Source organism: Ruminococcus sp. D54t1_190329_F1 (assembly GCF_015551645.1).
Taxonomy (GTDB): Bacteria; Bacillota; Clostridia; order Lachnospirales; family Lachnospiraceae; genus Blautia_A; species Blautia_A faecis.
Genome location: NZ_JADNDC010000029.1, coordinates 21,258 through 42,737, shown reverse-complemented (window position 1 = coordinate 42,737; position 21,480 = coordinate 21,258). Strand labels below are relative to the sequence as shown.

The following is a 21,480-nucleotide window of genomic DNA, read 5'->3' as shown; positions in this document are numbered from 1 at the left end:
TCAAAAATGAAATTTAAAGAAAAACTGAAATACATATCCAACCGGGCTCTTGTCCTGGGAACGGTAGTCTTCGGGAGTTTTATTATTCTGGCGGTAATTCAGCTGTTATTGGCATATAAAGGCGAAACACCCTGGTGGATGGCCATAATTATAACAATATTTGCAATTTTGTTTCCGATTGTATTCTGGCTGTGGATTCACCGCCCTTACATGCGCTGTGAAAAAATGACGGATCGTTTTCTGGATGGTTATATTTTTTCCGAAAAAGAAGATATGGAACTCTTGAACCTGACTCCAAGCATCCAGAAGCAGATGAAAATGGTAGACCGCATTGTGCGTTCTCCCCAGTATATGGATCTGAACAAAAGACAGGCTCAGTACCTGGCTTTGCAGAATCAGATCAATCCCCACTTTCTTTACAATACACTGGAAAGCATCCGTGGAGAAGCTATTATTGCAGGTCTGGACAGCGTTGCAGATATGACAGAAGCCCTGGCAAGATTTTTCCGTTACACCATTACCAAGGTGGAGAATCTGGTTTCTGTGGAGGAAGAACTGGATAACTGTGAGACTTATTTTGGAATTCAGAAATATCGTTTCGGGGACCGGCTGCAGCTTCATATTGATTATGATATTGCAGAGTATGAAAAGATCATGAACTGCAGAATCCCCAAACTGACGTTGCAGCCGATTCTGGAAAACAGCATTATCCATGGCGTGGAGCTGAAGGTTGGCGGTGGAAATCTTTATATCCGTTTTCAGTGTACAAAGGATCGCCTGCTCATCCGTATTTCAGACGATGGGGTGGGAATGGACGAGATGACTTTAGCAAAGCTGAACCAGAAGCTGGGCAAGTCAACCAAGGCCATTCACGACAATGAAGAAAAACAGGGCGGAATTGCTCTGGTGAATGTGAATAACAGAATCCATTTGATCTTTGGGGATGAATATGGCATGCATGTTTATTCTGTACCAGGAGAAGGAACAGATGTGGAGATCACCATCCCTATACTTACTGACGACAGACAGGTGAAAAACAGGAGCGTGTTGGTATGAGAAACGAAGTTCTCAGAATGGAGCGTGTGACGTATAAAGAGGATGAGGTTGTGAAGCTGGAGGACTTCAATCTTCAGATTTTTCAGGGAGAGATTATGGGATTTATGCCTGTTAACAGTCATGGAAAAACAGCTCTTCTGAAGCTTCTGGAACGGAATCTTCCCCTCTATGACGGTTATATTTATTATGGAGGGGAAAAGGTAAACACCTGGAAAGAGAATTACAAGGCAGCAAACAGGATCAGCATTATCCAGGAGAAAAGTTCTCTGGCAGGAAATCTGAACATTGCAGATAATATTTTTGTCCTGCGTCCGGGCTTTCGCCAGTGGGTGATCCGCACAAAGATCCTGAACCGGCAGATGGAACCTTTTTTAGAAGATATCGGAATGGACATTCCCCTTAATAAAGATGTGGAGAAGCTTTCTACTTTTGAACGGATCATTGTAGAATTGCTCCGGGCTGTGATTATGGGATATCATCTGATCGTGCTGGACGAAGTTGGAGCCCTTGTCAGTGATGATGAGTTGAAAAAGCTCCATGGAATTATCCGTCGTTATGTGAAAAAAGGGTTTTCTTTTCTTTATATCTGTTCTCATCTGGAAGAGATTTCCAGTATCTGTGACAGATGTGCGCTGTTTACCAATGGAAGAATCCAGAAGATTCTGGAAAGAGAGGAGCTGTTCAATGATCCGCCCGTAACTTACATGACGGAATATAACGACATGGTCCGTTATCATACGGAAAAAAGGGAAGGGCAGCAGGCTGCACCGGTTGTTTTTCAATGGAAGGGCTACGGAGAGGATGCAGCCTGCAATTTTTCCTTTGATGTGCATAAAGGAGAATGCCTGGCCGTACAGATTATGGATGCCAGGGGAATGGAGGAGCTACGGAAGATTCTGACCGGAGATATTTTACCGGAAAGTGGAGAAATCCTGTTGAATGGGAAGCAGACAGAGATTCCGGGAAATGGCAGGATTGCAGTAATCCAGGAACGTACTACAAAAACCATGATTTTTCCGAAACTGGATTATATGAATAATCTCTGTATTTGTCTGGCAGAAAAAGTTCCTTCAATCTGGCACAACAAACGTCTTCAGAAAAGTATTCGGAATGAATACAGTCCCATATTAGGGACAGATGTTTTTGAAATGCCGGTGGAGGAACTGAGTGAAAAGCAGAAGTATCAGCTGGTGTATACAAGAGTATTTTTGCAGAAACCGGAGATTCTGTTTTGTATTCAGCCTTTCTGCGGCGCTGATCTTGCTCACAGGATGTTTATCTGGAGTATGTTGGAAAAGTTCCTGGATAAGGGGATTTCGGTGGTGATCTTATCTTTGAATTTATCGGATTCCCTGGCTATGGCAGATCGCCTGTTGATTCTTGGGGAAAATGGGAAAAAGAAGGAAATTGTAAGAGAAAATTTCCATAAGATTACCTCGTCGGTGCCCTGGCTGCATAGGTATCCGTCAGAGAGAAAATAAAATGTATAAAACATAATACTAATAATTCGGATTGTATTTTCAAACACGCTCCAGAGCCTAAATAAGAAGCCCATGGCAACAGAAATAAAATTGCCATGGGTTTCTTTATAACTAAAATTCAATTTCAGTCAATCTTCAGAATCAGTTCCAGCACCCGTCTTGCACAGTGCTCTAATTCCGGGCGGCCAAGCTGTCCCATTTCCATGGCCTTTTTCACACGTTCTGGGAAACCAGTTCCCATTTTTACGTCATTTCCGGCCTTGATTTCTTTGTAATGCTCTGCTCTTGTCCACCAGTCAGTGGTGACCATTCCCTTGAAGCCCCACTCGCCGCGGAGAACATCTTCCAGAAGCTCACGGTTCTCAGAAGCGCGGTGACCATTGATTGCATTGTAGGAGGACATGATCGTCCATGGCTGTGCTTCTTTTACAATGATCTCGAAACCTTTCAGATAGATCTCGCGAAGTGCACGCTCGGAAACACGGGAATCGCTGTGCTTTCTGTTGGTCTCTTTGTTATTTGCTGCGAAATGCTTTACAGAAGCTGCAATGTGCTGGGACTGGATACCTTTTACCATAGCTGCGCCCATTTTTCCGGCAATCAGCGGATCCTCGGAATAGTACTCGAAGTTTCTTCCACAAAGCGGATTTCTGTGGATATTTACTGCAGGGGTAAGCCATACAGCAAGATTGTTCTCCTTCACTTCTTCGGCGCCAGCCTGTCCAACCTGCTGAACAAGAGCCGGATTCCAGGTGCAGGCAAGAAGGGTTGCACAAGGCCATGCTGTTGTGTTCATGCTGCATTCCCCGCTGATACGAAGACCGGCAGGACCGTCTGCTGTCATAATGGATGGAACACCATAATCCGGAAGATTTCCAAAGCCGAAGGTATTGGAAACACCTACGTTTGGCTGTCCTCCAAGAAGATGAATCAGATCGTCATCGCTTAACTGTTCCATAAAATCATCCAGGGAAAGCCTGCCTTCTGCTACATCAATAAACTGTTTTCTGCCAAAGTTGTCGAAAAGTGTGCCACGTGTACAGCAGCGGACTGCAGGGGTAATACCTTCCTCAGTGCCCGGCTCCATTTTCTCAAATACGCATTCGTTCATGTCATTGCATGCAGACTGTGGAAGCTCCTCAAAACTGCCGTCAGAGAGCATACGCTCTTTCAGGCTGGTTGGAACAAGATGAGCTGTCAGCTGCTTTGTGATCATATTTTCATACAGTTCCATTGTCAGGAGGCTCTCCTTAGTGTCGCGCACAGAAGTTCCAATATAGAACTTATAAGTACCTTTTTCCAGAATATATGCGGATTTCTTGATTTTTCCAAGGTCATCGTAGGAAGCCATGTCAGCCTTTGCAAAGGAAAGGCGGATCTGCTGTGTCTCACCTGGCTGAAGAAGACGGGTTTTTGCAAAAGCAGCAAGCTGGCGGGCTGGTTTCTTCAGAAGTCCCTGTGGAGCTTCGAAATAAATCTGGACAACTTCTTTTCCAGCCAGGTTACCGGTGTTGGTCACCTGAACTTCAGCGAAAATCTGATCCTCTGTTTCCCACATAGCGGTGGTGTTCAGGCAAAAGGTGGTGTAGGAAAGTCCGTATCCAAATGGATAGATTACTTTTTCCTGTGCTCCTGGAAGGGTTTCAAAATAACGGTAGCCTACATAAATATCTTCTGTATAGTTTACATAATCAAAAGACTCATGGAAGTTAGCAGTGGATGGATAATCATTTACGTCTGCAGCAAAAGTGTCAGCCAGCTTACCGGATGGATTCCCTTTGCCGGTGAGAAGCTCCGCCATGGCAAGCCCGCCTTCCATGCCACCCTGCCATCCAAGAAGAGCGGAGGAAATCCGGTCATCATTTTTTACCCAGGAAAGGTCCATGATTCCGCCGATATTGAGAACGACTACGATATCATCAAAGCGCTCTTTTACCATGGAAAGCATTGCTTTCTCCCTGGTAGTGAGATAGAAGTCGCCATCTGGGAAAACTTCGCCGGAAATTTTCGGCATGGTGGTTTCTGTATCCCATGGATTAAATTCGTTGTTGCATTCAATGCTGGAACGGTCCCAGCCCTCGCCGGAGAAACGGCTGATCACAACAACTGCAACGTCAGCAAATGCTTTTGCGCCGTCAGCAAGCTCCTGGGAAAGCTCTGGCTCTACCGTCATTCCTGGTGCGGCACCTTTTTCATACTGATGTCGGATATCGGTGCGGTAAAAATCGGATAACGGTTCGTAGATCTGAACGGCGTTTTCCTGCATTTTCAGCCCATCGTAAAGGTTGTGTACATAAGAAACCATAACATCACCGCTTCCGCCGCCGCCTTTTACATAGTCGAAGCTGCCCTTGCCAAAAAGGGCGATGCGTGTGCCCTCAGTAAGAGGAAGCAGGTTTTTCTCATTTTTTAGAAGAACCATACCTTCTTTGGCGGCTTCTTTGGAAAGAAGGATATGTTCTTTGCTTGCGGTAACACGGCCGCTTTCCCTAAGGGGAAGGTTTGGCTGGAATTTAACTCTGGTCCATTTGTTCATTGTGGGATGTCCTCCTGTAGATAAATTTATAATTAGAAATTTTTTTCGTGTAGTTGTCTTGATGTTGCTATTGTACTGGAAAAAGCGGTGGTGTACTAGATGGTTTATTGCTTCTTTTATAGGTCTTTCTTGATATTACAGATGAAATATTATATATTATCATAAAGAATAGATGGTGTATTTTGATTTTAAACCTGTGATATAAGTGTTGTGTATTTTGGATGAGGATGGAAGTCGGGAAATTTGAGTGAAAAAAGAAGGTGAGGCATACTATGAGAGCGGAATATGAAAACGTGCTGGATGATCATTTGGGACAAATTCATTTTACATATGTAAATACCTGGGATGAACTGTTACCAGCACACTGGCATGAGCATTTGGAAATTATTTATGTGCTTGGCGGCGAGATTACAGCATCTATTAATGATGTGAGTTATGAGTTGAAAAAAGGGGATATTTTTCTGGTAAATTCCAATGATATCCATTATACCCATACGCATGAGGATGCCAGGTATTATCTTTTACAGATCCCGCCGGTTCATCTGGAAAGAATTTCTGCAAAGTGGGAGGGACTGAAATTTCAGGAGTTTATAAGGTCGAAATCAGCTGACGCATGTGTTCAGGGAGAACAACTGGAGAATGTGCAGGGAAAGGGACTTGTGGAGATGAGGGAGAATCGAAAGTCTACAAATCGGGCTGATGATCTGTATGATCAGTTGAGAGACGTATTTCGGAAAATTGCAGGCTTTTATGAAGAAAAAAAAGAAGGCTATCATCTTCTGGTGCTTTCTGCTGTTTACCGTTTACTTTATTTTCTTTATACAGAAGGAATCAGGAGTGAGGAAGATACAGAAACCGCTCACGGCACTCTGCGAGACTTGGAGCGGATGAAGTTATGCATGGAATTTGTCCGGGAACATTATGGGGAAAGAATTTCCCTTGCCGATGCTGCAGGGCTTTTGGCCATTACACCAGAGCATTTCTGTCGCCTTTTTCGCAAATATACAGGACAGACCTTCCTGGCTTATGTAAATCAGATCCGCATGGAGCATTTCCACACAGATCTTCTGGAGACAGATAAAAATATAACATTTCTTCTGGATAAAAACGGGATTACCAATTACAAAGGTTTTTTGCGAAAATTTAAGGAAGCTTATGGGGAATCGCCGAAGGAAGTAAGGAGAAGAAAAAACTGAAATATTAGAAATTCATGCTTTTAAACCCGTTGAAAATGAAAAAAGCAGGACAGCCTTAAATTCTTTATGTAAAGGTCTGTCCTGCCAGTTGGAAGCTGACGCATTATAACTGCGCTTTATTTTTTACCAGCATTTCATGAATGATATTCTGTGTATAAGCACCCAGATGTTTTTTGTCCTCTTTTTCCAGCTGGTCTATGTAGATTGGTTTGCCATATTCCAGGATAACGTGGGTTTTCTTAACTCTTGGAAAATGGTTTTCCCAGATATCAGCGGAGCCGCTGATCGCCATCGGGATGATCGGACAGTTTGTCTTTGCGGCAATTTTGAAGCTGCCCTCATGGAATGGAAGCATGTCCAGTTCATCTTCATTTTTGTTTCGTGTACCCTCTGGAAAAATGCAGATGGAAATGCCGGATTTCACTTTCTCAATAGCAGTGAGAATGGTTTTCAGTCCCTGCTTAAGGTCATTACGGTCAAGAAACAGGCAGTGAAGACGTTTCATCCAGGTAGAAAGCAGAGGAACCTTTTCCATCTCTTTTTTTGCGATATAGCCGGTACGGATGGGGCAGCGTGGATAAGTGATCGGTACATCAAAAAAGCTTCTGTGATTTCCGATATAAAGAACCGGCACATCAGTTGGTACATTTTCCTCTCCGATAACAGTCAGCTTCACACCGGATATCCACAGGATAAAACGAAATACTGCCTGAACGATCCGAAGAGAGCTGATTTCCTTTGCCATAGGATTGAATTTGCCGATGATCCATTCTACAAAGAGAATGGGAATGGATAAAATCAGGAATCCAACCACTACGATCACGCATAAAATAAAACGAATCATATGATTTTCCTTTCTTTGATCTGTGCCTCATGCGTAGGAAGCATGTTTTGGCATATTGTTTATGTCTATTATATGTAATTTGAAAAATTCTTGCAATAAATCTTTTTTATTCCTCATACAATAAAATAAATGGAGATTGCTGTTTGCTGTGTTTAAAGGCTGAGCATCAGATGAACAGCAACGAGACATCTGAGGTGGCAGAATGAAAAAAACAAAAGCAGTTCTTCTGGGAGTAATTTTGTGGTCACTGCTTTTGATCAGTGGATGCAATTTTATCCGCATTGAGGAAGAGCCGCGGAAGCCTCTGGAGTATTCCATTGTAAAAAATGAAGAGATACCGGCAGAACTGGCTGCCCTGATACAGGAGAAAAAGAAGAATGAATTTCAGCTGACCTATCAATGTGAAAAAGACCTGTTTCTTGTAAAAGGATACGGGGAGCAAATGAGCGGAGGTTACAGTATTTCCGTGGAAGAACTGGGGTGGACTTCCCAGGCTGTTTTTTTCCGGACAATGCTGCTGGGGCCATCAGACGAGAAAATAACGATCAGTCCGCCTTCCTATCCGTACATCGTGGTGAAGACGGAATACCGAAAAGAACCTGTGATTTTTGAACGCTTTACTGAAAAAAGCGAAAATGATGCAATATAGCAGTCTGGTGAAAAAAGGAGTGGAAAATCGTGGAATTAAGAAAAGAAAGTGTGCAGATGCTTCAGATAAAAAGCCGTGCAGCCAGCCAGGTAACGTTTGATACAGATTATAATGTACCAGATGCAAAGCCGGATGTGGGCCGACTGATCCAGAACAAGGGTGACGTTTCCATGGATGAAGTGCGTCTTAGCGAAGGAAAGGCATTTATCAGCGGAAACCTGAACGTGGATATTCTCTATGTGGGGGAAGAAAACCAGAAGGTGAGCAGTCTGGGGGCAAAACTGCCTTTTGATGAGACTTTGAACCTGGAAGGGATTGCAAGTGGGGATAAAATGTGCCTGAAGTGGGAGATTGAGGATCTCAGCGTGCACATGATTCATTCCCGAAAACTAAACATAAAAGCAATTGTCACCTTTTATGCAGTGGTAGATGAAATGGCAGGGATTCAGCTTCCGGTGGAAATCAGTGAGGAGGGAATTTCAGTAAAAAGGAAGAAAGTCCGTTTAATGAGTCTTATGGTACATAAAAAGGACACTATGCGGATTAAGGATGAAGTGACTTTAGTGTCCAATAAACCGAACATTGAACAGCTTTTGTGGTATACCATCGATGTCCGTGGAATGGATCTGCGTCCAGAGGATAATGTGGTGAAGGCAAGAGGGGAGCTGTCAGTTTTTGTCCTGTATTCGGGAGAAGATGAGGAAAATCCGCTTCAGTGGGCAGAGTATGTGCTTCCGTTTAATACGGAAGTGGAGTGTACTGGTTGTATGGGAGAGATGATTCCAAATATTGGCTTTTCCGTTATGCATCAGAGCATTGAAGTAAAACCGGATTCCGATGGGGAAGAACGGGTAATGAGTGTAGACACGGTGCTGGAACTGGACATGAAGCTTTACCGCGAAGAAGAGCATGACCTGATTCTGGATGTGTACTCGCCTTTGAAAGAATGCATTCCTCAGGGAAAAGAGATGTGTCTGGAAAGCCTCCTGGTACGGAATGACTCCAAATGCCGCGTATCTGACCGTATTGAACTGAAGGAAAGCCAGGGGAAAATCCTGCAGATCTGTCACAGCCAGGGACGTGTAAAGGTTGAGAAAACGAAAATTGTAGAAAATGGAATCCAGGCCGATGGAATTGTATTTATGAAAATCCTGTATATTACAGGAAATGATGAAATGCCATTCTATTCCGTTGATGGGATGATCCCTTTTTCCCATATAATTGAGGCAAACGGGATCAATGAGGACAGTATCTTTTTTCTACAGGCAGATCTGGAACAGCTGTCAACGTCTATGATCGACAGCAATGAGATTGAGGTGAAGGCTGTGATCAGTCTCAATGTGCTGGTGCTTCAGTGTGAAAACCGGATGATCATAAGCAAAGTGGAGGAGCGTCCCCTTGATATGGAGAAAATCCAGGCAATGCCGGGAATCACGGTGTATGTGGTGAAAAATGGGGATTCTATGTGGGATATTGCGAAAAGATTTTATACTACAGTGGAGGAAATCTGTGAGCTGAATGAACTGGAAGAGGACAGAGTTGTGCCTGGAATGCCGCTGCTGTTGGTGAAGAAGGTGGAAGGGTAAGGCGGCTTTCTGTTTACTGCATATATTTGGAGAAAACCTTTTCAAACATGCTCTGGTCACGTTGTGGACAGTAACGATATATATAGAATGAGAAATTTCCTCGCATAAATGTATTGAAAAAAATACAAAAATATTTTACAATAAAAGCATTGATAAAATTGTATACAAAGTACAAAGAAACTGCTGCCCTTAGAGCCTGCCAGAGGTTTTATGTGAGCGGCAGCTACAAGCGGAGGAAATTATGCGTTTACGTGCACTTGCAAAGATAAATCTGGGACTTGACGTGGTTGGAAAACGTGATGACGGATATCACGAAGTCCGTATGATCATGCAGACCATACAGATGTATGACGTGCTTGAAATTGAGAAAAAAAAGGAGCCGGGAATTGTCCTTACCACGAACATTCCTTACGTTCCTACTGACGAGCGGAATCTTGTATATAAAGCGGCGAAAATGTTAATGGATGAGTTTGATATAAAAGAGGGGCTTACCATGAATCTGGAGAAGTTTATCCCGGTAGCAGCCGGCATGGCTGGTGGAAGCTCTGATGCGGCAGCTGCTTTTGTTGGAGTGAACCGCCTGTTTGGACTGGGACTTTCTGAGGAAGAGCTGATGAAGCGTGCTGTGAAGGTTGGAGCTGATGTTCCTTATTGTGTGATGCGCGGAACTGCTCTTGCAGAGGGAATCGGGGAGAAGCTGACCAGACTTCCCAGAGTACCTTACTGCTATGTTCTGGTGGGAAAACCAGGAGTAAATGTTTCAACCAAGACTGCTTATGAGAACCTGAAACTGGACGATCCTGCTGTGGTTCATCCGGATATCGATGGTATGGTGACAGCTGTCAGAAATGGTGATCTTGATGGAATGATTTCCAGAATGGGAAATGTATTTGAACCGGGAATTATCAGCAAATATCCTGTGATCCAGGAAATCAAAGATTTGATGGAGAGCAACGGAGCACGTAAGGCCATGATGAGCGGAAGTGGTCCTACTGTATTTGGCATTTTTGATGATAAGGAGAAAATGGATCGGGCAGCAGCTGTTCTCAGGGAGAGCAGACTTGCGAAGACTGTTTTTGCCACAGATGTTTTTTAGCGGAGGAAAATACAAATGACAAGTGATTTTACAGTGCATATGGATGAGTATCTTCCACTTAGGGAGGTCGTTTTTAACACATTGCGTCAGGCAATCCTGAAGGGAGAACTGAAGCCGGGCGAAAGACTTATGGAGATTGCCCTTGCGGAGAAGCTTGGGGTGAGCAGAACTCCTATCCGGGAGGCCATGCGTAAGCTGGAACTGGAAGGGCTGGTTGTGATGATCCCGAGACGTGGAGCCCAGGTTGCCAATATTACAGAGAAGGATCTGAATGACGTTCTGGAGGTCAGGATCACTCTGGAAAATATGGCTATTGAGAAGGCCTGTGCCAATATGACAGATGCGGATATCCGGAAACTGGAGCAGGCGGCTGAGGTTTTCCAGACCAGTACGGCGGAAGGAGACCTGGTAAAGATGGCTGAGGCGGATGTGAATTTCCATGAGGTAATTTATGAAGCTGCTGATAATAAAAGACTGATGCAGGTTCTGAATAATCTTCGCGAGCAGATCTACAGATATCGTGTAGAATATTTGAAAGAGGATGAGTCCAGAAACCGTCTGGTGAAAGAGCATGAGAAAATTACCAGGGCGATTAAGGAACGGGACGTGAAAGCGGCACAGGAGCTGTCTTTTGAACATCTGGAAAATCAGCGGATGGGAATTATTCAGGCGATTCGGGCAGAAGAGTAAACTGAGTGGTTTTCTGGGAGCGGAGCGGGCACATCCTGCCCGCGTTCCTCTTTTGGGGAAGTTGAGAGAAAATGAATATAATTGTTTTTATGGGAGATACTGGGAGAGATAACCAGTGTCTTTTTTTTGTTGCCTGAAAATGGAAAAGAGGAGCAGCGTTGGATAAAAATGATAATATTGTTATGATTTCAAAGGATATTCGAGCAAATGAACGGTATATAAGAGAACGTCTGGCAGATTGTGGAGATATTCAGATCCGGAAGATGCGGCTGGGGGATGAGCGGAAGGTTGACTGTCTGATGGTCTATATTGAGGTAGCGACTTCCAATATGATGCTGGAGGACTCTGCCATTGGAAAAATGGTTGTGCATTTCTGGGAGATTTCGCCTGGGGAGATGCAGGAATTTGTGGAGTATAACAGTCTGGGAATTGCGGATGTAAAGAAGCTGACTGACATGGAGCAGGTGTTTGCAGGGCTGCTTGCCGGAAACGCGGTTTTCTTTATGGACGGATTTGACCAGGCTATGAAAATTTCCAGTGCCGGTTATCCAAGCATGGGGGTAACAGAAGTGGAGATGGAGAAGGTTCTGCGAGGTTCCAGGGAAGGCTTCTCTGATTCTGTGAAAATAAATTCGGCACTGATCCGGAAGCGGCTACGGGATACCAGATTAAAGGTAGTGGAATTTTATATTGGGGAGAGATCACATACACTGGTACAGATGGTGTACATGAAAGATCTGGTGCAGGAGGAATTTCTGGAGCAGGTGAAAGAGCGGCTTGGAGAGTTTCGAATTGATGGAATTCTGGACAGCGGAATGCTGGAACAGCTGACGGAGGATTCCTGGTTTTCCCCATTTCCACAGTATCAGACTACGGAAAGACCGGATCGGGCGGCGCAGGAAATTTTAAATGGAAAAGCAGTGCTTCTTTGTGATAATTCTCCGTCAGCGCTTATTTTACCAGGTGTTTTTCACAGTTTTATGGAAAGTAGTGAGGACTGGTATAACCGATTTGAAATGGCATCGTTTCTTCGAATACTGCGCTATGTGGCAATGGCAGCAGCTACGTTGCTGCCGGGGCTTTATCTTGCGGTGATCCGGTTTCATACGCAGATTCTTCCCACGAACATGCTTCTGTCCTTTGCCCAGGCAAGAGAAGGTGTACCATTTTCCAGCATTGCGGAGCTTGTTCTGCTGGAATTATCTTTTGAACTGATTCGGGAGGCAGGTGTGCGGATTCCGGGAGCACTGGGGAATGCTATGGGAATTGTGGGAGGACTGATCGTGGGATCCGCTGCTGTGGAAGCGAATCTTGTTAGCCCGATCGTGGTCATGGTTGTGGCAATAACTGCACTTGGTTCTCTGGCAATCCCAAATGAAGAATTTGCCTCAGCATTTCGGATGCTTAAATACTTCTTTTTGTTTTTGGGAGGATATCTGGGGATTTTTGGAATTGTGATCGGAGTATATCTGACAGTATCACATCTGGCAGGACTTCTCAGCTTTGGAGTCCCATATCTGACGCCCTTTGTCAAACAAAGTATGGATAATGGGACTGGAAACAAAATTGTGAGAGTGCCATTTAAAAAGAGATGGAGGCGTCCTTCATATGTCAGACAAAATGAGCGAGTGAGACTGCAAAAAATCCGCAATAAAAACAGGAAGGATAGGTAGCAGGAATAAATGAAATTTGCAGAAAATAATCGAATCTCCCAGCGGCAGCTCTACAGGCAGATCGTGATTGCGTTTATTGCACCATTAATATTGTGCCTTTTCGGAAACAGAAAAACTCTGGGGCTTGGCGGGCTGGCAGGGACTGCAGCAGCCCTTGCAGCTGTGCTGTTTTATGTGATTTTCCTCATCCGTCTTCGTTATGCTTTTGCCAGGCCCTGCAAAACAGCCGGTGTGGTGTGGGGACGGCTGACAGCGTTGTTTTTTCTTATATACTGTATTTTTGGAGCCGCATTTCTTTTGAACCTTCTGGGAGAAATTGTTGCAGTTAGTCTGGGAACAGGTATAGGAAAAAAATGGCTATGTCTGATCACATTGCTGGTTTGCAGTCTGGGCACGCAAAAGGGGATTCAGAGGCGAGGCAGAATGGGAGAAGTGTCAGGAGGCGTGGTACTTGCAGCGGTTATGCTTATGTTAGTCCTGGCTGTGGGACAGGGAAAATGGGAGTATTTTCAGGAAATGGTATGGAATTCCTCTTTCTCAGGAAGAAAAATTCTGGAAAGTGGATATGATGTGATATGTGCATTTTCCGGATTGGGGCTGCTTCCCTTTGCACTGAACTGTGTAGGAAACAGTAAAGATACAGGGAAAACTGTAAGCCTTGCCGTTTTTACCCTGGGAATTTTGCTTATTCTGACGGAATTGCTGCTTCCTTCTGTATTTGGATGGGGGCGGCTGAAATATGAAAGCTGTCCGATTTTGCCGCTTCTGTCAGGTGCGGAGCTTCCAGGGAATGTATTGGCAAGATTTGATGTCCTCTGGATGGGATTTCTTTTATACAGCCTTTTATTTTCTATTGGAAGTTTTCTGCATTATGGTCATTTAATTGTGGAAAAAGCAGATATGGGAACTGGAAAGCTGTGGATATCCATTCTGGTTTTTGCCGGAGCTGTGTGGGATATTGAAAGATGGGGAATCCGGAATAGTTTTCCATTATATTTGAAATATATTTTTGTGCCCGGAATGCTGGTGCTTCAGATTATGTTTTTTATGACAGGCAAAAAGAAGTGGAAAAAGAAGCTTGCCGTAGCGTGTGTCAGTGCATTGTTTCTGTTAGCCGGCTGTGGTGGTGTGGAACCGGAGAAACGCATGTATCCGCTTGCACTTGGAGCCGATATTACAGAGGGGAAATATCTGCTGACTTACGGAATTCCGGATCTTCCAAAATCTACAGGACAGGAAAAAGACGGGGAAGACCAGGGGAATGCTGCTCCGTCGATTCAGGGAGAAACTTTCCGTGAGATTGAAAATATATACAGCCGGACACAGGAAAAATATCTGGATATGGGACATCTGGAAATTCTGGTTCTTGGAGAGAGTCTGTTGGATGGAGGGCGTTGGGAGCAGGTTCTCGAGTATCTGAAGCAGGAGCCGACTATAGGTGAAAATGTTTATGTGTTTCGCTGTGCTGCGGCATCTGAAGCAGTAGCCTGGGTAAGCCCTCAGGACGTTTCTCTGGGAGAGTATCTTCTTGGGCTGCTGGAAAATAATCCAAATGGAAGCCCGGGACAGGCAGTAACGCTTCGTGAGGTTTATCATGAGTTTTATGAACGTGGTGCTTTGTCTGAATTGCCAGAACTGAAAATTTATGGAAAGGAATTGGAAGTGAAATTTTAGCCGAATCTCCCACAAATTGTGACGCACATCTTGCAGAAAGCCTTTTTCAGACACGCTCCAGGGAAGCTGCGAAAAGCAATAAGCAGTGGGAATAAATGTGATTATTCCGGGCCGGGACAGGGAATACTTTTGTTAAGAAAAATATGGGAGGTACTTTTATGCTTTGTCTGAGAAAAAACAAATATCATATAGCGGCAGCACTTCTGACAGCAGTATTACTTTGCCCGGGCAGTGAAAATTTTAATAAAAATTCTAACCTTCTTGCGTGGTGGGGAACCATTTATCCCCAGTTCTGTTTTATGGAAGCACCGAGGACGGAGAACGGTCAGAAAGCAGAGCCAAGATTTCATTTCTGGATTGTGGAGACACTTAACGCTTTGATGTAGTACAAGCACTTGCACCGCCGCTCCTTTGGTGTTAAAATGAAATACAGATTGCGAATATCGCTTGACTATGAATTTGGAGATAGATGAATGAAAATAGACAGAGATGCGCCTGTTGGTGTGTTTGATTCCGGTATTGGCGGACTTACTGTGGCAAGGGAGATCATGCGGAATCTTCCAGCAGAGAAAATCGTGTATTTCGGCGATACTGCCAGAGTTCCATATGGAAGCAAATCCAGAGAGACTATTATAGGATATTCCCGTCAGATAATCCGTTTCCTGAAAGAGCAGAAGGTGAAGGCGATTGTGGTGGCCTGTAATACAGCCAGTGCGTTTGCCCTGGAGGCAGTTCAGGAAGAATTTGACATTCCCATTCTTGGAGTGATTGAAGCCGGTGCCAAGGTAGCTGCGCAGGTTACCAGAAATAAACGGGTGGGAATCATCGGTACAGAAGGTACTGTTGGAAGTGGAATCCACGCGGAGGTTCTGAAAAAGATCGATCCGGAGATTACAGTGATCGGAAAGTCATGTCCCTTATTTGTACCGTTGGTAGAGGAAGGCTGGACTCATGATCCGGTGACAGTGGAAGTTGCAAGCCGATATCTGAAGGAACTACAGGAAAAAGATATTGATACACTGATCCTTGGCTGTACCCATTATCCACTGCTCCGTTCTACCATCGGACAGATCATGGGAGAGGGTGTTACTTTGGTGAACCCGGCGTACGAGACGGCACTGGAGCTTGGCAGACTTCTGAAAGAGCAGAATATGCAGAGCACCGGACAGGGACAGTCTGATTTCCCATATCGTTTCTATGTGAGCGATCTGGCAGAGAAATTCAAGGGCTTTGCCAATTCGATTCTGCCATTTGATGTGGAGAAAACGCAGAAGATTGATATTGAGAAATATTGAAAAAGAGAAAGAAATGGAACAATAATGGAAAAAGAAGTTTTAATTCACGTAAAAGGTTTACATATGATGGACACACCAGAAGGTGATGAGCCAATCGAGATTGTGGTTCCGGGAGAGTATTATTTCCGTAATGGAAGCCATTATCTTCGCTATGAAGAAATGCTGGACGAGCAGGGAGATCCTACTATAAATTATATCAAGATATCTTCCCGGGGAATGGAAGTCCGAAAAAAAGGACAGGTAAATACACATATGGTTTTTGAGCAGGGGAAGCGTAATATGGCATTTTATACCACCCCGTTCGGAACTCTTGAAATGGGAATTTCAGCGACGAATCTGGAATTGGAAGAAAGTGACGGTCAAATTGCCATGAAAGTGAACTATTCTCTGGACCTGAATCAGGAGCATGTGGCAGACTGCTGTCTGGATATTCAGGCGCAGGGGAAGAATACAACTGGGTTTGTGTTGTAGGAACTGTTGGGTAGAAGCATTACAGAAATTAATTTTAACAAGAAGACAGCAGGCGTTCGTTTGTTAGAATGAACTCCTGCTGTTTTTTTTATTGTTATTTGAATCGGTAGCAGTGGACGAATCTGGTATTGGAATCAATATTTTCAGATGAAACCAGTGGTCACTGGCGCTGACATCCACGGTATTCATGAATTTGAAAAGGGTTCCATCGATGACGCTGGTTATGGTAATCCCATGTTTCTGGCAATATATGGTTTTCATTTTTTATGTAATGATGTAAACAAAAGAGGTGCGACTTAAAAGTTTGTTTTTAAGCTGCGCCTTCTTTGTTTAATTCACCAGCCGTAACCAGATACGAAAGCGTAATCTGTAGCTTTTTAAACGTGGGATGTTGTGGACTCCTGGAGAAATTCATTTTATACTATAGTTAAATTATGAGTAGATTTACAAGAAATGAGAATTGGTTATTGTTCAAAGATTGTGAACAGCAATAATTTACGGGAGGAAAACAGAAATGGAACATACATTTTGGATCTGGTATCCGGGAGATTTTGAATTATATCATGCCATGAAGCAGAATTTCAGCCGTGTGGAGAGAGGTTTTGGATGGCCGGCATTTTGGAAGAGTGAGGGCTTCCGCAACCGTGTGGCTTTCCGCCGGACTTATGAATTGGAGCAGGAGACCAGTTTTACTGTATTTTCCAATGCGATTGGTCATGTGCTTGTAACCAGGGAGAATGGGGAGAAGAAATATCCATTTGGAAAGAAGATTACAGTAGCACCTGGAAAGGTGCGGATCTCTATTCATGCAGGCTGTGTGGAGGCATTTCCTTGCGCTTATGTGCAGGGTGAGGTGATCCATTCTGATAAAACATGGAAGGCAGAGGATTATTCCCAGCCATTAGTGCCGGTTGGAGTGTGTAAGTATTTTACCAAGCCGGGACAGAATCCTACTGTGTGGGAATATACAGAAAAAGAGTGCAAGCCGGTGAAAATCAGCGAGATAAACGGTGGCGTGCTGGCAGAGTTTGAGACGGAACTGACGGCGGCGGTTTATGTGAAAAGTAAACGCAGTAATTGTGTTGACAGTACAAGCGAAGATGAGGATTTAGAGGTTTTTTGCGGTGAATCTGAGGACGAAGCTCTTGACCTTGAGCACTGCTACTACAGCTGGCAGCCGAATCCGGTTACAAATCGATGCCCATGCTGTGCAGTCCGTTTTGCATTCATTCCGAATTGCAAAGCCGAAGATGTGGAAATCACAGCATTCTATCAGTATGTAGATTTCCCGAAACGCGCTTCCTTTAAGTGTAATGATGAGAAACTAAATAAAATCTGGGAGGTGGCGGAGCATACCTTCCGTCTTTGCAGCGGTATCTTTTTCCTGGATGGGGTGAAACGTGACAAATGGATCTGGTCTGGAGACGCCTACCAGAGCTTTTTTGTAAATCAGTATCTGCTGGCAGATCCTGATATTGACCAGAGAACTCTTTTAGCACTACGTGGAAATGATCCTATGACAAGACATATCAATACCATCATGGACTATTCCCTGTTCTGGATCCTGGGCGTGCTTTATCATTATGAGGCATATGGTGACCTGGAATTTGTCCGCCAGGTTTATCCGAAAATGTGCTCCCTTATGGAGTTCTGTGAGGGTCAGCTGGATGAAAACGGATTTCTTGTAGGTCGTGAAAATGACTGGATCTACATTGACTGGGCTGACATGGATAAGACTGGTGCCCTTTGTGCAGAGCAGATGCTGTTCGCAGCATGCTGGCAGACCATGGCGAAAGTGAGTGCGGCTCTTGGAGAAGAAAATCCGGAATACATGGAGAAATATGAGAAACTGATCGGGCAGATCCGTAAATTATACTGGGATCAGGAGAAAGGCGCATTTATTGATTCCTTTGAATCCGGTAAGAGAAATGTGACCCGTCATGCCAATATTTTTGCAATTCTTTTTCACATTGCAACACAAGAAGAGCAGGAGAAAATTCTGGCAAATGTAATTAAGAATGATGCAATTCCGGCAATTACAACTCCGTATTTCAACTTCTTTGAACTGGATATGCTCTGCCAGACCGGAAATCTGGAATTTGTACTAAATAAGATTCGCAATTACTGGGGCGGTATGCTGGACCGCGGTGCAGTTACCTTCTGGGAAGAGTTTGACCCGGAGGCACCAGTAGAAACTCAGTACGATATGTACGGCGACCGCTTTGGAAAAAGTCTCTGCCATGCCTGGGCTGCAAGCCCGATCTATTTCCTGGCGAAGTATTTCATGGGGCTGAAATTTACTGGAGTCGGCGGAAAAGAATTTGTGGTAGAACCGCATACTGAGTTTTTCGACAGCTTTGATTGTACATTGCCTGTTGCTGAGGGACAGGTACATATTGTGTGGGATGGGAACGAGCTGAAGGTAGAGAAGACAGCTCACAGACTTGATTTATAAAGTTCTGTGGGCTGTTATTAGCGTAAAAAAAAGGACTGTTCACGCTAATTCTTCCACAGAGATAGGAAAAAGCAGTAAACTGTCAACAGAACGAGAATGCCGAAAAGGTAGTTGGTTTAAGGACAGAGATTTCAGAAAGGAGCAGTTTACTGTATGCAGAAAATTGATTTTAACAAGGATTGGATGTGCAGGTGTCTTACCAGGGATGAGGAAGCTTATCCGGTGACTTTGCCACATGACGCCATGTTGAGTGAGCCGCGTACTCAGGAGAGTACCGGCGAGGGAAATATTGGATGGTATATTGGTGGGGATTACGAATATACCAAGAATTTCTTTGTGCCAGAGGAGTATAAAGGTAAGAAAGTCCTCATTGAATTTGAGGGTATTTACCACAATGGTGAAGTTTACATAAATGGGAAAAAGGCGGCTTACCGTCCTTATGGTTATACCAATTTTTATGTGGATACAGAGGGCTTTTTCCAGTATGGAAAAGAGAATGAGATCAAAGTCATTGCGCGCAATGCTGACCAGCCAAACAGCCGCTGGTATTCAGGAACCGGTATTTACCGTCCGGCTTATCTGTATGTTGGGGAAGAGAAACATATTCCGGTAAACGGTGTGAAAATCCGTACTTTAAGCTATGATCCTGCGAGAATTGAGGTTGTTGTGAAAACTTCTGAGCCGGGAGAGGTTTCCCTGAAGATTGAGTTTGAGGGCTCTAAAGTACTTAGAGTAATTGGTGAAAGTACAAAAATAGGAAATGTAAACAATGACAAAATAATATCATCAGATAATAAAAACATGCAGCCAAATGAATCAGTACAGACTGGAAAAAATGGTCAGAAGAGTGAATTGGCGCAGGTGGAAGCGGAAAAAAATAATCAGGCAGCAGCATACCAGGCCATCTTTCAACTGGATGTTCCAAACGCAAAACTCTGGGATACAGAGCACCCGAATCTCTATACCTGTAAAGCAGTTTTCGGCGAAGACGAAGTAACCGAAACCTTCGGAATCCGTGAGCTGATCTGGAATCCGCAGGTAGGAATGACTATTAACGGAGAGCGTGTGATCCTTCGCGGAGCCTGCTTCCATCATGACAATGGTGTGCTTGGAGCATGTACTTATCCGGAAGCAGAAGAACGTAAAATGCGAATTTTTAAGGAGAATGGATATAATGCAGTCCGTTCCGCACACTATCCATGTTCCAAGGCACTTCTGGACGCCTGTGACCGTGTGGGAATGCTGATGATGGATGAATATGTAGATGTATGGTACATTCATAAGACTAAATATGATTATGCCGGACAGCTTGCGGACTGGTGGAAACAGGATTTAAAAGACATGGTTGATAAGGATTACAACCATCCAAGTGTGATTATGTACTCCACAGGAAATGAGGTTGCAGAGACTGCCCAGAAGAAGGGAATTGCCCTTACCGGTGATATGACAAACTATCTTCACAGCCTGGATTCCACCCGTCCTGTTACCTGCGGAATCAATATTTTCTTCAATTTCTTAAGCTCCATAGGACTTGGCGTTTACAGTGATGACAAGGCAGAAAAGAGCGCTGGAAATGCAGAGAAAAATGCCGCTCAGGCAGCTGGAAAGAATGAGAAAAAAGTAGTTAAAAGTGGTGAAAAGACAGTAAATAAAGCCACAGAAAATGGAAAAAAAGGATTAGGCAGCACCAAGCCGGAAAAGAAGAAAAAGCCGGTAGGAAGCGAGTTCTATAATACTCTTGCCTGTCTGGTCGGAGACTACTTTATGAAGTGCGGTGCCACCCTTTATCCATGCGATTTAAGGACGAAGGATGCCTACGCAAACATGGATATCGCAGGTTATAATTACGGTATTTTCCGCTACAAACATGACCTGAAAAAGTACCCGAACCGTCTGATTCTGGGAAGTGAAACCTTCTGTAAGGATGCATATAGTTTCTGGGAAATTGCCAAAAAAAATAAAAGAATTATCGGTGATTTTGTGTGGGCAGGATGGGATTATATCGGAGAAGTCGGTGATGGTGCAGCAGAGTATTCTGACTATAAATTTGAAGATCCAGCCACGAGAATGACAGGTGGAAATGGTCGAATTGACCTGAATGGAAAGCCGCGTGCAGAGGCTGCATATACTCGAGTTGCTTTTGAAAGAGAGACAGGTCCGTTTATTGCAGTTGATCCTGTTTACCAGAAAGAAAAGCTTCGTCTTACCGGCTGGCAGCTGACAAAGGCTCTGGAAAGCTGGGCATGGGATGGCTGTAACGGAGAACCGGCGAAGGTAGAAGTTTATGCAAGGGCTGCACAGGTTGAGCTGTTTATCAATGGCAAAAGTGCTGGTAAAAAGAAAGTGAAAAAATGCCGTGCAAACTTTAATATCACCTATCAGAATGGGGAGATAACGGCGGTTTCTTACGATGAAAACGGAAGAGAAATCAACCGTTATTCATTACATACAGCAGGAAAAGAAACGGTTCTTCAGGTGCGCCCAGAGGAGAAAACCGTAAAACCGGAGGGCCTTGCATTTATTCAACTGCAATACACAGATAGCAAGGGAATCTGGAAACCAATGGAGAAACATAACATAAAAGTAACAGTAGAAAATGGTGTCCTGAAGGGACTCGGAAGCCCGGCTCCTTATGTAAAAGGGAATTATACTGACCATACTGTGGCGACTTATTATGGTGAGGCAATGGCAGTTGTACAGGCAGATGGAAACGGACCGGTGAAGGTTACCGTGGCAGATGAAGAACGGTTTTATGTGGTGGAAATTCCATGTGAATGA

16 protein-coding genes are annotated in these 21,480 nt (G+C 44.2%); 14 read left to right on the top strand and 2 right to left on the bottom strand.

Features of this window, described 5'->3' with window-relative positions; genetic code table 11:
- Positions 1 to 6: 6 nt before the first annotated feature.
- Both I2D69_RS13800 and I2D69_RS13795 read left to right on the top strand, forming a co-directional pair.
- Positions 7 to 1,056, top strand: a complete 1,050-nt coding sequence (locus I2D69_RS13800; RefSeq protein ID WP_148461526.1) for a sensor histidine kinase — start codon at positions 7 to 9, stop codon at positions 1,054 to 1,056.
- Positions 1,053 to 2,537, top strand: a complete 1,485-nt coding sequence (locus tag I2D69_RS13795) for an ATP-binding cassette domain-containing protein (protein ID WP_173715746.1) — start codon at positions 1,053 to 1,055, stop codon at positions 2,535 to 2,537. The genes I2D69_RS13800 and I2D69_RS13795 overlap by 4 nt, the downstream gene beginning before the upstream one ends.
- A 124-nt stretch (positions 2,538 to 2,661) precedes the next feature.
- On the opposite strand, the gene I2D69_RS13790 is transcribed toward I2D69_RS13795, so the two are convergent.
- Positions 2,662 to 5,073 carry a glycoside hydrolase family 3 protein gene (locus I2D69_RS13790; protein WP_148461528.1) on the bottom strand — a complete coding sequence of 804 codons (2,412 nt, stop codon included), beginning with the start codon at positions 5,071 to 5,073 and terminating at the stop codon, positions 2,662 to 2,664.
- A 272-nt stretch (positions 5,074 to 5,345) separates the two neighbouring features.
- Here I2D69_RS13790 and I2D69_RS13785 point away from each other — a divergent pair, with 272 nt between their 5' ends.
- Positions 5,346 to 6,269, top strand: a complete 924-nt coding sequence (locus I2D69_RS13785) for an AraC family transcriptional regulator (protein WP_195380072.1) — start codon at positions 5,346 to 5,348, stop codon at positions 6,267 to 6,269.
- 103 nt (positions 6,270 to 6,372) lie between these two features.
- Here I2D69_RS13785 and I2D69_RS13780 read toward each other — a convergent pair whose 3' ends face one another.
- Complete coding sequence (locus I2D69_RS13780) at positions 6,373 to 7,113, bottom strand: lysophospholipid acyltransferase family protein (RefSeq protein ID WP_118577600.1); 741 nt, start codon at positions 7,111 to 7,113, stop codon at positions 6,373 to 6,375.
- Between the two features lie 202 nt (positions 7,114 to 7,315).
- On the opposite strand from I2D69_RS13780, the gene I2D69_RS13775 reads away from it, so the two are divergent.
- From I2D69_RS13775 to I2D69_RS13720, 11 genes are all read left to right on the top strand, one after another.
- Positions 7,316 to 7,762 carry a protease complex subunit PrcB family protein gene (locus I2D69_RS13775; RefSeq protein ID WP_118577599.1) on the top strand — a complete coding sequence of 149 codons (447 nt, stop codon included), beginning with the start codon at positions 7,316 to 7,318 and terminating at the stop codon, positions 7,760 to 7,762.
- Between the two features lie 29 nt (positions 7,763 to 7,791).
- On the top strand, positions 7,792 to 9,348 hold the full coding sequence (locus I2D69_RS13770; RefSeq protein WP_173734781.1) for an SPOCS domain-containing protein: 1,557 nt from the start codon (positions 7,792 to 7,794) through the stop codon (positions 9,346 to 9,348).
- A 241-nt stretch (positions 9,349 to 9,589) separates the two neighbouring features.
- On the top strand, positions 9,590 to 10,444 hold the full coding sequence (ispE, locus tag I2D69_RS13765; RefSeq protein WP_173715750.1) for a 4-(cytidine 5'-diphospho)-2-C-methyl-D-erythritol kinase: 855 nt from the start codon (positions 9,590 to 9,592) through the stop codon (positions 10,442 to 10,444).
- A gap of 15 nt (positions 10,445 to 10,459) precedes the next feature.
- Positions 10,460 to 11,134 carry a GntR family transcriptional regulator gene (locus I2D69_RS13760; protein ID WP_118577596.1) on the top strand — a complete coding sequence of 225 codons (675 nt, stop codon included), beginning with the start codon at positions 10,460 to 10,462 and terminating at the stop codon, positions 11,132 to 11,134.
- A gap of 158 nt (positions 11,135 to 11,292) precedes the next feature.
- Positions 11,293 to 12,807, top strand: coding sequence for a spore germination protein (locus I2D69_RS13755; RefSeq protein WP_347708397.1), 1,515 nt, complete (start codon positions 11,293 to 11,295; stop codon positions 12,805 to 12,807).
- 9 nt (positions 12,808 to 12,816) lie between these two features.
- Positions 12,817 to 14,481, top strand: coding sequence for a GerAB/ArcD/ProY family transporter (locus I2D69_RS13750; RefSeq protein ID WP_173715751.1), 1,665 nt, complete (start codon positions 12,817 to 12,819; stop codon positions 14,479 to 14,481).
- 158 nt (positions 14,482 to 14,639) lie between these two features.
- Entirely contained in the window at positions 14,640 to 14,867 is a 228-nt protein-coding gene (locus I2D69_RS13745; RefSeq protein WP_173715752.1) for a hypothetical protein, read from the top strand.
- Positions 14,868 to 14,954: 87 nt separating this feature from the next.
- Positions 14,955 to 15,776, top strand: coding sequence for a glutamate racemase (murI, locus tag I2D69_RS13740; RefSeq protein WP_173715753.1), 822 nt, complete (start codon positions 14,955 to 14,957; stop codon positions 15,774 to 15,776).
- 24 nt (positions 15,777 to 15,800) lie between these two features.
- Positions 15,801 to 16,247: a DUF1934 domain-containing protein gene (locus tag I2D69_RS13735; RefSeq protein ID WP_173715754.1), complete on the top strand. Its 447-nt coding sequence runs from the start codon at positions 15,801 to 15,803 to the stop codon at positions 16,245 to 16,247.
- Positions 16,248 to 16,761: 514 nt separating this feature from the next.
- The gene (locus I2D69_RS13730) at positions 16,762 to 18,702 is read left to right on the top strand and encodes an amylo-alpha-1,6-glucosidase (protein WP_173715755.1); all 1,941 of its coding nucleotides are present in this window, start codon (positions 16,762 to 16,764) and stop codon (positions 18,700 to 18,702) included.
- A gap of 153 nt (positions 18,703 to 18,855) precedes the next feature.
- Positions 18,856 to 21,480, top strand: a complete 2,625-nt coding sequence (locus tag I2D69_RS13720) for a glycoside hydrolase family 2 TIM barrel-domain containing protein (protein WP_243243829.1) — start codon at positions 18,856 to 18,858, stop codon at positions 21,478 to 21,480.